This window comes from Streptomyces sp. NBC_00597 (assembly GCF_041431095.1).
Lineage (GTDB): Bacteria > Actinomycetota > Actinomycetes > Streptomycetales > Streptomycetaceae > Streptomyces.
The window spans coordinates 646,292-658,585 of the sequence record NZ_CP107757.1; the positions used below are offsets into that span (position 1 = coordinate 646,292).

The following is a 12,294-nucleotide window of genomic DNA, read 5'->3' on the forward strand; positions in this document are numbered from 1 at the left end:
AGTCAGTCCCCACGAAGAGTGGTCATGGTTTCACGATGTCAGCTCGGTCAGCGCTGTGCACAACAAGGTCGTGTCCTCGATCGCGCGGCGGCATGTCGGGTCGTCGAGGGTGAGGCGCTGTCCGACACGGAGGGGTGTGCGGGGGACGCGGGTCAGGTACTTCGGGTCGACCACGCCATCGTTGTGCGTGAAGACGTGACGTGCTGCCCAGGTCGAGAGGAGGCGGTCCCAGGTGTCCGATGCGAGCGAGGCCCGTACATCCGGAAAGCCGGCGTCGGTGAAGAGCACGGCCATGTCCTCCAACCGCTGGAAGACGTTGCCTTTTCCGCGGAGCCGGGCATCTGCGTCATGCACGGAAGCTTTGAACAGGGAGGACGCCAGGATTTCGACGACTCCCACCACGTTCTCGATGGTGTCCACCCAGTTGCGTGAGAACACTCCCTGCTCACGAAGGGCAGCCTTGACATCCGAGGGAATCGCTTCGAGTGCGTCTAGGCGAGCGGTATCGGCCTGTAGAGCATCGAACGCGAGCGACGCCGCTGGCAATTCGCCGCAGACAGGACAGTAGCGGTGCTCGCTGAAGACGGCGTACTTGACCCGGCAGCCGGGACAGGTTCGGATCCGTACCAGGCGCTCCTCGTCGATACCCGGAAGAGGCCTGGGGTAGAAGGGCTTCCCGGGCTTGTAGGAGAAGGTCACCGGGCTTCCTCGCGAGCTCTTGCGGGCGAGGCCGCCGAAAATGTCGTGAAGTGACCGGCTGACGATCTGGGTGCCCAGGTCCTCGGCGACACGCAGCAGACGTTCCCGCTGCTGCGTGGTCATGAAGTCTGAATGGCCGCTGTGGTGGCCGCAGTAGACGCACCACAGCGTCAGATTGTCTGGAAGCCGTTCGTAGTCGTCTGCGTCGATACGGAAGGTCATCGTGCAGTGCGGGCACTCGCGGCCGAGAAACCCGTCGTCGTCGGTGGGGACGGTGACCTGGATCTCGAAGGAATCGCCTTGGTGTCCGACTACGTGGGCACCCTCTGCCATACGGAACTCTTCGTTGTTCCACATGGCTGAATTGTGCCACTGGCCGCCGACAGTTGGGGTTTTCGTACACCTCGTCTATGAGAAGGCGGAGGCACAGTAGGTGTTGCGGATCCCAGCCAAGGGCTCGCGGTCGCGGTTGAAGCGGAGCTTATTGGTTAGGAGGACAGCCCAGCGGCCCCGGGTGTGGCTGATCCACATGCCGGTGCCGGTGAAGCCGTAGTGGACCCAGATGTCCTCGGTGGGGTCGGTGCCGGGGGCGGGGTGCCAGAAGAGGCCGCGGGCGGGGGTGAGAGCGCCTGTTTGGACGCGGAGGGATTCCTTGATCCAGCTGGGGCCGAAGGCGGCCGGGCTGGGCTTGAGCATGTGGCGGAGAAAGAGGGCGAGGTCGTCGAGGACGGAGAAGGCGCCGGCGATGCCGCAGACGCCGCCGAGGAGGCGGGCGGAGAAGTCGTGGGCGGTGCCCTTGAGGTGGGTGCCGGTGGCCTCGTCGTACTCGGTGGGGGCGCAGCGGGCCGTCTCGGCATCGGTGAGCGGGCTGAAGCGGGTCTGTGTCATGCCCAGGGGGTGCCAGATGCGGTCGGTCGCGAGCTGGTCCAGGGGCTGACCCGAGAGGTGTTCGGCGAGGTAGCCGAGGACGAGGGCGGCGCGGTCTGTGTACTCGACGGCTTCGCCCGGCGTGCGGTGGAGGGCCTCGTGGAGGACGCCGTCGCGGATGTCCTGGGGGTCGGTGCCGTAGAGGTTCTTCAGGTTGGCGCGCAGCGGCAGGCCGGCGGTGTGCGTGAGCAGGTGGTGGGCCGTGGCCCGGGCTAGGGGGTGGCCTGCGACTTCGTCCCAGAAGGTTCCCAGCGGAGTGTGGAGCTGGAGCTTGCCCTCTTCGACCAGGGTGCCGATCGTCGACCAGACGGCGAGGATCTTCGTGAGGCTGGCCACGTCGAAGACGGTGTCCAGCTGCAGGGGCTCGTCCGGGTGGCCGGGGTCGAGAAGGCCGACGGCTCCACTGGCCTCGATGCCATCGGCGTTCCCGACCGCCCACACCGCGCCGGGGTAGACCTCGTCGCGTACGCCGGTCTGGAGGAGGTCTTCGATCCGGTCGGTGGTGTGGGTCATGGTCTCCCGATCGTCGTGGGCCGCGGGTGGTCCGCTGGCCAGGTTAGTGATGCGGTCGGGGTGGTGTTGGCTGCGCCACGGGTGGTGTCAGGCGAGTCGCCGGCCGAGGTCGGTGATGGCCGTGGCGGTGGCGCTGAGGGGGAAGCGGGCGGCGTTGGTGCGGCCGGATGCGCGGAGCATCTCCAGGAGGCCGGGGGTGGTGCGCAGGCGGTGGAGGTCGTGGGCTGCGGTGGTGGGGTTGGTGAAGTCGGTGGCCAGGCCGGTGCCGGAGAGGGCTTCGCTGAGGCCGGGGACGGGTTGGTAGAGGACGGGGAGTCCGCAGGCCTGGGCTTCGAGGGCGACGAGGCCCATGGCCTCCAGGGTGGTGGAGGGCACGGCGAGCACGTCGTGGTCGGCGAAGGCCTTCCAGAGTTGGGGGCGGCGGAACCAGCCGAGGTAGCGGACGCGGACGCCGAGCTTGCGGACGACCGGGGCGAGGTCGAGGAACTGGGCGCGCGGGGCGGCGATGCTCAGCTCGACCGAGCGGGTGGCCGCGACGGCTTGGAGGAGGGGTTCGAGGCCCTTCTCGGAGCTGAGGCGGCCTGCGAAGAGGATCCGCAGGTGGCTGGTGGAACGTCGGGCGGGCCGGGGCGGTGGGTCGGTGAGGAGGCGGTCGGGGATGCCCCAGGGGATCTTCTCGATCTTGCGCCTGTCCGTCTTGGGGGCGAGCTTGAGCAGGCGGTCGGCCATGGCGCCGGTGGGGACGACGATCGCGTCGGCAGCGGAGGCGGTCTCGCGGAGAACGCGTAGCTGCGTGGTGTGGTTCTCGGCGTGCAGGAGGTCGGTGCCGTGGACGAAGGCGATCCGGGGGTGGGCGGGTAGGGCACGCAGGAGGGCGGGGGTGGCGCCGAAGGCCAGGTGGTGCAGGTGCAGCACGCTGATCTGGCGCGGGTCGAGGGCGGCCGTCATGGCGTGGCGCAGGTTGGTGACGTACCGGCTGAAGGCGTGGCCGGCGATGCATTTGCCGGACGCGTGCAGCAGGTCGATGCCGGCCGGGGTGCGAGGTTGGGGGCCGTCGGGAGCGAGCATGAAGGCGCGGGCTGGGATGGCGGGCTGGGCGCCGGCGTAGAGGTCGAGGAAGAGTTCGACGCTTCCGCCGGGGCTGGGGAACGGCAGGTCGAGGGCGGTGGCGACGACGCGGTTCACCGGCGACCTCCGGGGTTCTCTTCGTAGAGGCGGGACGTCTCGATGCCCTCACTGGTGCGGTACTTGAGGCCGTGCTGCTGGTAGCTGGCCGGGGAGCCGTGCGTGCGGAGGAAGACGAGCTTGCCGAAGGTCATGCCGGGCCGGACGCGTACGGGGCGGGTGGCTCGGATCTCCAGGGTCCAGCGGATCGCGTGGCCCTGGTGCCCGAGCGGCGCGGAGACGTGGACCCAGATGCCGAGGGAGCCGATGGTCCGGTCCCCGTTGAGGAGCTGGGCGTACGTCTCGGAGCCGGTCCGCTCCAGGGTGTGGCCGAGGTAGAGGTGGCCCGGCGCCAGGACGTAGCCGTGGTCGGGGAGGGTGAGTTCGGAGAAGGCGGTGGGACTGGCGGCGTCGAGGTCGCCCTCGCAGACGCGGAGCGTGCTGCCCAGGCGCCAGTCGTACGCGTTGGGGGACAGGCGATCCGGGTCGTACGGGTCGATGGTGATGCGGCCCGCCTGGCGGGCGGCGGCGATGGCCGGTCCGGTGAGGATCACGAGGTCACCGCCGTACCGTCGAGGTCGCGCCAGTACGAGGAGGGCTGGGGCCCGGAGGCAGCCTGGTACTTGCCCTCGTACAGATCGATGGCGCCCTCGGAGACGAAGAACATGATCTGCCCGATCTTCATCCCGGCGTAGACGCGCACGGGACGGGTCGGGGTGAGCATCAGCGTCCACTGGCCGTGGAAGCCGATGTCACCGATGGGCGCGGTGATCTCGACGAACAGCCCCAGTCGGCCGACGGAGGAGCGACCGAAGAGCAGGGGGACGAAGAGGTCGGATCCCACCTCCTCCAGGGTGTGGCCGAGGTACAGCTCGCCGGGCTGCAGGACGTGGCCCTCGTCGCCGATCTCTGTGCGACGGGTGGGGTTTGGTCGGTGGGTGTCGAGTACCTGGTCGGTGTAGGTGAGCAGGGTCCCGCCCAGGCGGACGTTGTAGCTGTTCGGGTTGACCTGGGGCGGCGTGAAGGGGGAGATGCGCAGCCGTCCGTCCTTCGAGGCGGAGGTGATCTCGGGTCCGGTGAGGATCACTGGTCGTCTCCGTTGGTCAGGATGCTCTTGATCGCCGATCCGAGGCTGAGGCCGGCGGGGTGGGCTCGGCTGCCGAGACAGGTGTCGGCCAGGTAGTCGGTGGTCAGCACGCTCGCCAGCCCGGCGGGGAGCGGATCGGGGGAACTGATCAGGGGGCCTGCCCGCTCGGCGAGGTGAGTCAGCAGTGCAGCGGGGTCGTTACGGAAGGCCGGCGCGACCTGGGCCTCGACCAGGCTGTTGTCGAACGGCTCGATGGCCAGCAGATCTCCCGCGGTGAGGACTTCGCCCAGCAGCGTCGTGCGCACGGCGGTCTCGTTGAGGACGACCGCCTCGCTACCCAGCCCGCTGCGCAACCGGTCGGCCAGTTCACGGAGCAGGGCGTGGCGGTCGAGAGGCTTGTTCCGATAGGGCGCTACGAGACGTCCCAACGGCTCGGCCAGCTGGGCGTCGATGGAGGCGATCTGTTCACGGACGGAGGCCAGCTCGGTCGGCAGGACGGATCCCGAGGTGTCTGGGAAACGGGCGGTCCGTCCGACCCAGCCTTCGGGGGAGTGCTCGGCGACCGCGTAGCCGACGGCGAGTTCCCGGCCCTTGAGCACGAGGGAGCTGCCGACCCGTTCGGGTCCGGTGTGTTCGCTGTGGCAGTGGCCGGCGAAGACCACGTCGAGGAAGGGGCACGCCTCGGCGAGCTGGAGGTCCTGCTCGAAGCCGGAGTGGCTGAGGAGGACCCAGGAGTCGACCTCGTGGTGGTGCGCGAGCATCAGCTCGCGCAGAGCGTGGACGGGATCGGTGAAGCGGTGGCCGGACCGCTGCCCGGCCGGGATTGACTTGAATGCCTGCTGGCCGATCACGGCCGTGACGGCCGTCCTTCGGCCCGTGATGTCCACGATGCGCAGACGGCGGAAGAGCGCGTTGCCGGTGGAGTCCTCGACGACGTTGGCGCATACGGTCCGCTGGTGGAGGCCCGGCTCGAAGTAGTGCGGCCAGCCGTGGTTCCCGGGAGCGATGACGTCGTACAGGGCGAGCAGGATGTCTCGTTCGAGTGCGCCCCGGCCGAGGCGGTAGTACCCGGTGCCCTCGAAGAAGTCGCCGCAGTCCACCAGCAGGCTGTCCGTGCGTGCCTGGTGGAGGTGCCCGAGCAGGGGGCTATCGGCGCCGAGGGCGGAGTGGACGTCGGTGGTGGCCATGATCTGCCGTAGGGAACGGGCGGTGGTCATGGCGCGACCTCGCAGATGTCGGCGCCGAGGTGGAGGAGCTTGCCGGGCAGGTCGGCGTGGCCGCGGCGGAGCTGGTCGACTCCGCCGAGGGTGGTGATGCCGCGGGCGGTCAGCGCGGCGACCATGAGCGCGGAGCCGGTGCGGATGTCGGTGGCCTCGACCCCGGCTCCGGTGAGGCGTTGTGGGCCGGTCAGCCGGCATTCGGTGGGGGAGATCTCCTCGATCTTCGCGCCGAGTCGGGCCAGCTGGGGCAGCAGGTTTCCGTGGCGGCCGGGATTGATGGAGTCGGCGAACAGGTGTGTCCCGGGCTGACCGAGGGCCAGTGCCATCAAGGGAGGTTCGAAGTCGGCGTCCAGGCCGCCGGTGGCGAGTGTGGCGATGGCGCGAAGGGGACGGCCCGTGGGCTGGGCGGCGCTCCCGTCGACCAGGAGGACGTCCTCCCGTACCGCGGTGGGGATGCCCAGCCGTTGCAGGGCTGCCTGCAACGGCACCACATCCCGACCTTGGACGCCCTCGATGCGCGCGGTCCCACCGGTGGCGGCAACGGCGCAGGCCAGGGTGCCTGCCTCGATCTTGTCGCCCGGAACGCGCCAAGCCGGCATCTCGGCCGGTGATGTCACTGCCGGGCTCAGGTCCAGGACCTGTTCGCCGGCTCGGGCCTCCCATCCCGCCGAGCGCAGGGCGTCCAGCACGGTGAGGACTTCCGGCGACAGGTTCGGCCGACCGAGGCGCAGCGCACGGCCCGCGACGACCGCACGCAGGACGGCGACGACCGTCGCACCTCGCGACCGGAACGGCAACGTGTGGGAGACCGTTCCGGTGGCGGGTCGACCGGCCTCGACGTCGTAGCCCTCATCCTGGACGGCGACACGGTCGCCGAACGCCTCGTACACCTTGAAGTGCAGGTCTATGCCGCGCTCCCCGATCCGGCATCCCCCGGGCCAGGGCAGACGGGCGTTCCCCTGTAGGGCAAGGAGCGCGGGCACCAGGTAGTACGACGCGCGGATCCGTGCGGCCGGAGCCAGGTCGAGGTCCGTAGGTACGGCGTCAGGGGGCATGATCACCACGCTGTCGGGTCGTCCCACGGCTCGGGCGACGTGCCAGCCCGCCCCTTGGATCAAGGTGAGCATCCAGTGGACGTCGGCGCTGGCGGGGACGTTCTCCAGCTGGATGGTCCGGCGCACGGCTGCTGCGGCGGCCAGCAACGGCAGGGCGGCGTTCTTGGAGCCGTCGACGGTGACCGACCCGGAGAGGGGCCTCCCCGGACGTACGGCGATGACCTCCGCGCTCGGCGCAAGGGCCTGAGTGGGTGCCATGTTCAACTCCTTTGCAGGGGAGGTTGCGTGATGGATGGCGTGACCGGAGTAGGTACGGACAGATCGAGCTCGGCCCAGCAGGATTTGCCGCCGGTGCTGTGGTCGACGCCGTGCCGGTCGGCGAGAGCGTTGATAATCAGCAGCCCGCGGCCGTCCTCGGCGTCCGTAGGGGATGGGCGTGCGTGGGGGAGGACGGAACTGCGGTCGCGGACCTCGAAGCGCAGTCGGCTCCCGAGCAGGCGAGCGGTTACGGAAGCAGCTTCGTTTCCCGTGTGCTGAACGGCGTTCGCCAGCAGTTCGCCGGCCACGACCTCTGCCACGCACATGCCGTCGGTGCCGATGACCGAGCGCCAGCCCCTGATCTCGTTCATCACCTGGTGCCGGGCACCAGCGGCGCCCTCGGGCGTACTCGTGACGGTCAGCGTGACCTCGTGCACTTCCATGAGCAGCCTCCTGGAGGGGTGCGGTTCCACCAGGCAAGCGGGTCAGGAGGCGGCTGCGCGATGTGCCGCGCAGCCCCTGCATCGTTCATGCACGTTGTGCATGGCGGGCAAGTTCGTTGCAGCTAGGCTCGGTTGAGCAGGCAGGATCGGTCTCGGCAGAAAGGGCCGTGGCGGAGATGGTCGATACGCAGGGCGAGGCGCACCGGATCGGTGAACTGATCCGCCGGGCTCGGGTCTTACAGGGCCGCTCACAAGCGGACGTGGCCGGCGAGCTGGGATACCACCAGTCGAAGATCAGCCGGCTGGAGGGCGGACGCGGAACGGACGACATCCGGGTTCTGCGCGACGTCGCCCGCATCCTGCGCATTCCCCCGGACCGACTCGGTCTGGCGGAGGCTGCCCCGGAAGCCGATCCCCACGATCCGGAGACAGAGGAAATGCTGCGTCGCCGTACCTTCCTTGCCGCCAGCGTCACCGCGCTCACAGCCTCGGTCGCGCCGACGGCTGCGCACCCCGCGCTAGTCCAGGCACTCCTGCCCGGGATGCCGACGGCGCCGACGACGGAAGCGCCGAACTCCCGGGAACTACGAAACCGGACAACGGCCATCCGGCGCCTCTGGAGCACCTGCGACTACGCGGAGCTGGAGCGGGCCCTTCCCGGCCTGATCACCGATCTTCGCCACTGCATCGCCGACTCCCCGCAGGCCGAGGAGCTTCCTCGCTTCCTAGCCACGGCCTACCAGACCTCGGCCAGCCTCCTGCTGAAGCAGGGAGACCCCGGCACGGCGTGGCTCGCCGTCGGGCGCGCGATGGCCGAGGCCGAACGCTCGGGTGATCCGCTCGTCCTCGCTGCCAGCGTCCGCCTCCACGCGCACGTCCTGGTCCGCGAACAGCACGCTGGCCAGGCCGTCACACTGATCAAGCACACGGCTTCACAACTCGCCGGCGCGTACGACCGGCAGCCCCACCACCACCTCTCCGTGCTGGGGTTGTTGCTACTGCGCGGAGTCACGGCAGCCAGCTGGGCCGGGGACCGCGCTGCCACCGCTGAGTTCCTGGCCGAGGCCAAGGCGGTGGCGAAGTGCGTCGCCCTGGACCACCCCGACGCCTGGGCCAACTTCAGCCCCACCAACGTGGCCCTCCACGAGGTCAGCGCGGCCGTGTCCTTCGGCGACGCGGGCGTCGCCATCGACATCGCCCGTCCGCTCATGCGCCGCCACATCCCGGTTCCCGAGCGCCGGGCCGCCCTATGGGTGGAAGCCGCCCGTGCCTACGCACAGCAGGGCCGCCTCGCCGACGGCTACCAGGCCCTGCGGATCGCGGAGACCTGCGCAGCCCAGGAGGTACGGCGACCAGCCGTCCGGGACCTGGTCGCCGACATGGCGGCGCGCGACCGTCGGCGTACGCTGCCAGAGCTCCACCACTTCAGCCGCCGACTGGGAGTACCCGCGTGACCGAGCCGCAGCGAAAGCCCTTCCTGTATGTCGTCGTCTGCGCGGCCGGGAACGCGGGCGACGTCGGCAAGCTGATCGACGCCGCGCACGAGCAGAGCTGGGACGTCGGCGTCGTCGCCACCCCGCAGGGTCTTCCCTTCCTCGACGTGTCCGCGATCGAGGACCGGACCGGTTACCCCGTCCGCTCCGCCTGGCGCGCGCCCGGCGACGCACGGTCCTTCCCACCCGCCGATGCGATCGCCGTAGCCCCGGCCACCTTCAATACGGTCAACAAGTGGGCGGCCGGCTTCGCGGACAACCTCGCCCTCGGCATCCTCTGCGAGGCTCCGGGCATGGGCATCCCCACCGCCGTCCTGCCGTACGTGAACACCGCCCTCGCGGCCCACCGCGCGTACCGGCGCAGCCTCGCCGAGCTGCGCGAGATGGGTGTTCTGGTCGGCAGCTACGAGCCTCACCGCCCGAAGTCCGGCGGCGGCGCCGACCGCTTCCGTTGGAAGGAAGCCGTCGACCTCTTGGCCCCGTTCCTCGCGGCAGGCGACGCCCGCCACTGATCTTGCGACTGCCAGTGGGTAGGGCGTAGCGGATTTCCGCATGAGGAATGCCGCCGTCCGGTGGCTGGGAGGTACCCGCCACCGGGCGCAGGGTGCTGCGCTGGGGCCTGTCAGTCCTCGTAGGGGAGGTATATGCCGCCGTCCGGAGCGGCTATGGCGCACAGTCGCTCGTACTCGGCGCGGTCTTCCTCGGTCATGTGCGGGAGTACGTCCATGACCATGCGGGCTTCGGGGTGCCTGGCGAAGTACGAGAACAAGAGCTCTGTGAGGGCCTTCACGGCGTTGTCCTGCTCGAGGGCAGCCGCGGCGTTGCGGGCGCTCAGTGCTGCCACGGCTTCGAGTTCGGCGCGCGTGGCCTGGAAGGCGGTCGCCTGTTCGGCCTGGGTGAAGGGGCGCCCGTCACTGTGGGACCAGGTGTTGGTGTCGGGCCGGAGCTTGAAGTCCGCGTCCAACAGCAGGGCAATGACTTCGATGCGCAGTTCGGTTTCGGGCATGCGGGGGGTTCCTTACGGGATGGAGTCGGTGGTGATGTTTTCAATGCTCCGGAGAAACCCCGGTTTGGCTGACCGGGGATCGTCGGCTATGTACGGACGGATGCGTTATGCCGTCAGCGCCGGCGGGAGGCGTTGTTCGCGGCCTTCAGAGCCGGTTGTGTGGTCGGCGCGTGCCGGGGGAGTGATGCTGCGGGATCGGCAGGCAGGTGTGCGAGACGGCGGAGGCGCCAGACGAGGACGTCGCTGACGGAGGTGGCGCTGTCCAGCTCCCGATGCCGCGTGGCTTCTGCGAGGAGGTGGGTTGGGTTGTGGCCTGCGGCCTGGGCATCGGCGAGTGTGGCCGCCAGGGCGGGCCAGCCCGGCTCGGCCAGAACCTGTTCGGCAATCTCGGGCAGCGCCTGGCGTAGGACGACTGCTTGTCGTCGCTGCAGTGGCAGGGAGCGGCCTCGCTGGTGGAGCACGGACATCGGCTGGACTGCCGCGATCTCGTAGGCGGCGCGCAGGTGTTCGGCGGCTTGGTGGGCGGCTTCGGCTTGCTGGGCGTGGTGCTTCTTGGTGTGCCAACTCGCTGCCGCGGTGACGAGGAAGAACGCGGTGTCGATGAGCATGGCGGTGGTGGCGCCGTCCTCTCCGCGGCCGAGGGACCGTCCGCTGTGGACGAGGTCGTGCGCAGCCTGGCGCAGGGCGTGGTCGTGCCCGCGTACGGCGCGGACGTGGGAGCGGGAGGCCCGTTCGAACGCGAAGGCTGCATCGCGGAGTTCTCTGTGGGTGTAGGCGGCGGAGGTCTTGGCGAGGGCGTCGAGGACCTCCCCGGCAGCGGCGATCTGGGCTGCTGCCGTGCCTTCGTCGGCATGCTCGATGAGCAGCAGTGCCTGCCAGGTCGCAGTGGTGGCGCGGCGGCGGGCGTACGCAGGGCCGGTGACCGGCGGGAGAGCGGGGAGCTCCGGTGAGACGTCCTCGTCCGAGGAGGATTCTGCCGGTTGGGTCCAGCGTTCGCGGATACGGGGCAGGGAGAGATCGGGGGCGAGCTTGGATCCCGAGTAGAAGACGGGTTCGCCGTTCTTGTTGCGGTCGTCGGGCAGGGCCACGATGTAGCCGAGGAGGTCCCCGGACGGCGCCACGCGCCGCTTTACGAGGAGACCGGCACGGCTGAGACGGTCGAAGAACTCCTCCTCGCTCTGGGCGCCGGCCGCCGCGCGTCGGACGCTCTCGCGCAGTTCCTCCCTCGGGGTGCGTTCCCGCTGGTGGCGGTCGGCTTTGTGGTGTTCGGCACTGGTGGGGCGCTGGGCTGCGGTTCCGTCACCGGCGTTGAGGCGGCGCAGGCCGTAGTCGGCTTCGATGAGACGGGCTTCGGCCTGGGAGCGCTTGGCTTCGTTGTGGCGGCGGGGCCGGCGGCCGTCCTCGCGGACAGTGGTGGCGATGATGTGGATGTGGTCGTCGGCGTGGCGGACGGCTGCCCAGCGACAGGCGGCGGTGTCGCCGTCGGGGGCGATGCCAGTGGCGGCGACCATGCGGCGGGCGATGTCGCCCCACTGCTCGTCGCTGAGGATCGGGTCCTCGGGCGCGGCACGTACGGACAGGTGCCATACGTGCTCGGTGGGGCGTCGCGACTTGGGCAGGGCTTCGACGGGCTGATCGAGGAGCCTTTGCAGGTCCCCGTAAGTGGCTTTCGAGTTGCGTCCGGGGTCGGGGACGAGACTGTCCCAGGCCGCCACGAGGTGTGGGTCGGTGTGTTCCTCGTGGGTGCCGGGGCCGTAGAGGTAGCGGATCAGGCCGATGGTGCGGGTGCCCATCTTGTGGACGCGGGGGATCATCCGGTGGGAGCCTCCGTCTCTACGTATCGCTGGGTGAAGCCGTCCACGCGCTCGGCGGTCCGCTGGACGGCGTCGAGGACCGCCTTGGCGTGCGGGGCATCGGCGCCGGAGTTCAAGACGGTGGCGACCTGGTTCAGGTTGTTGCCGATCTGGCCGAGGGCCCGGCGCAGCGCGAACAGCTCTCTGACCATCTCCCGGTGGGTGGCGATCTCGGCTTCGGTGTGTTCGAGGTCGCGTGCGGCCTTCAGGGCAGAGTGGGCGAGGAACCCGGCGGTGCTCATGCGGCAGGCAGCCGCGGCGTGGGTGAGGAGCTGGAATTCATCGTCGTTCATGCGGCAACTGGGCTGGTGGATGCGCTTCTTCTCGGCGAGCAGGCGCTCACGCTGGCGCACGTGCGATGTCGTTGGGGCGGTGTGCGTGCAGCGGGGGGTGTGGCAGGCGTGCTGTCCCTCCGATTCGTGGTGCGGTCCGGCCTCGGCAGCATCCCGAAGGGCCGGCACCCCCTGGTGCCGGTCCGCGCCCGCCACCCCTGGGGCGGGGGAGCCCAGAGCATTGCTCCCGACGGGAGCAATGCTCTGGGTACAACTTGCTCCTCCTGAGGCTGGAACCGAGGGC

At 69.8% G+C, this 12,294-nt stretch carries 13 protein-coding genes; 2 read left to right on the top strand and 11 right to left on the bottom strand.

Features of this window, described 5'->3' with window-relative positions; all coding sequences use genetic code 11:
* Window positions 1-30: 30 nt before the first annotated feature.
* The 8 genes from OG974_RS02595 to OG974_RS02630 form a co-directional block, all read right to left on the bottom strand.
* Window positions 31-1,056, bottom strand: coding sequence for a hypothetical protein (locus tag OG974_RS02595; protein ID WP_371645250.1), 1,026 nt, complete (start codon window positions 1,054-1,056; stop codon window positions 31-33).
* A 51-nt stretch (window positions 1,057-1,107) separates the two neighbouring features.
* Entirely contained in the window at window positions 1,108-2,139 is a 1,032-nt protein-coding gene (locus tag OG974_RS02600) for a serine hydrolase domain-containing protein (protein ID WP_371645252.1), read from the bottom strand.
* Window positions 2,140-2,226: 87 nt separating this feature from the next.
* Window positions 2,227-3,324: a glycosyltransferase family 4 protein gene (locus OG974_RS02605; RefSeq protein ID WP_371645255.1), complete on the bottom strand. Its 1,098-nt coding sequence runs from the start codon at window positions 3,322-3,324 to the stop codon at window positions 2,227-2,229.
* Window positions 3,321-3,857 carry a deoxycytidine triphosphate deaminase gene (locus tag OG974_RS02610; protein ID WP_371645256.1) on the bottom strand — a complete coding sequence of 179 codons (537 nt, stop codon included), beginning with the start codon at window positions 3,855-3,857 and terminating at the stop codon, window positions 3,321-3,323. Before OG974_RS02610 ends, OG974_RS02605 begins: the two co-directional genes overlap by 4 nt.
* The gene (gene dcd / locus OG974_RS02615; protein WP_371645258.1) at window positions 3,854-4,390 is read right to left on the bottom strand and encodes a dCTP deaminase; all 537 of its coding nucleotides are present in this window, start codon (window positions 4,388-4,390) and stop codon (window positions 3,854-3,856) included. The genes OG974_RS02610 and dcd overlap by 4 nt, the downstream gene beginning before the upstream one ends.
* Window positions 4,387-5,607 carry a bifunctional metallophosphatase/5'-nucleotidase gene (locus tag OG974_RS02620; protein ID WP_371645260.1) on the bottom strand — a complete coding sequence of 407 codons (1,221 nt, stop codon included), beginning with the start codon at window positions 5,605-5,607 and terminating at the stop codon, window positions 4,387-4,389. Before OG974_RS02620 ends, dcd begins: the two co-directional genes overlap by 4 nt.
* Window positions 5,604-6,923 (bottom strand): UDP-N-acetylglucosamine 1-carboxyvinyltransferase, encoded by a 1,320-nt coding sequence (locus OG974_RS02625; RefSeq protein WP_371645261.1) that lies wholly within the window; start codon window positions 6,921-6,923, stop codon window positions 5,604-5,606. The genes OG974_RS02620 and OG974_RS02625 overlap by 4 nt, the downstream gene beginning before the upstream one ends.
* Window positions 6,924-6,925: 2 nt before the next feature.
* A complete protein-coding gene (locus OG974_RS02630) occupies window positions 6,926-7,366 on the bottom strand; it encodes an ATP-binding protein (protein ID WP_371645263.1) in 441 nt (146 codons plus the stop codon).
* Between the two features lie 176 nt (window positions 7,367-7,542).
* Between OG974_RS02630 and OG974_RS02635 the strand changes: the two genes are divergently transcribed.
* Together OG974_RS02635 and OG974_RS02640 are read left to right on the top strand one after the other, a co-directional pair.
* On the top strand, window positions 7,543-8,820 hold the full coding sequence (locus OG974_RS02635; RefSeq protein WP_371646704.1) for a helix-turn-helix domain-containing protein: 1,278 nt from the start codon (window positions 7,543-7,545) through the stop codon (window positions 8,818-8,820).
* Complete coding sequence (locus OG974_RS02640) at window positions 8,817-9,371, top strand: flavoprotein (RefSeq protein ID WP_371645265.1); 555 nt, start codon at window positions 8,817-8,819, stop codon at window positions 9,369-9,371. The genes OG974_RS02635 and OG974_RS02640 overlap by 4 nt, the downstream gene beginning before the upstream one ends.
* A 110-nt stretch (window positions 9,372-9,481) precedes the next feature.
* On the opposite strand, the gene OG974_RS02645 is transcribed toward OG974_RS02640, so the two are convergent.
* From OG974_RS02645 to OG974_RS02655, 3 genes are all read right to left on the bottom strand, one after another.
* The gene (locus OG974_RS02645; RefSeq protein ID WP_371645267.1) at window positions 9,482-9,865 is read right to left on the bottom strand and encodes a hypothetical protein; all 384 of its coding nucleotides are present in this window, start codon (window positions 9,863-9,865) and stop codon (window positions 9,482-9,484) included.
* Window positions 9,866-9,978: 113 nt separating this feature from the next.
* Window positions 9,979-11,679, bottom strand: a complete 1,701-nt coding sequence (locus OG974_RS02650; protein WP_371645269.1) for a relaxase/mobilization nuclease domain-containing protein — start codon at window positions 11,677-11,679, stop codon at window positions 9,979-9,981.
* Window positions 11,676-12,071, bottom strand: a complete 396-nt coding sequence (locus tag OG974_RS02655) for a plasmid mobilization relaxosome protein MobC (RefSeq protein WP_031149213.1) — start codon at window positions 12,069-12,071, stop codon at window positions 11,676-11,678. Before OG974_RS02655 ends, OG974_RS02650 begins: the two co-directional genes overlap by 4 nt.
* Window positions 12,072-12,294: the final 223 nt, after the last annotated feature.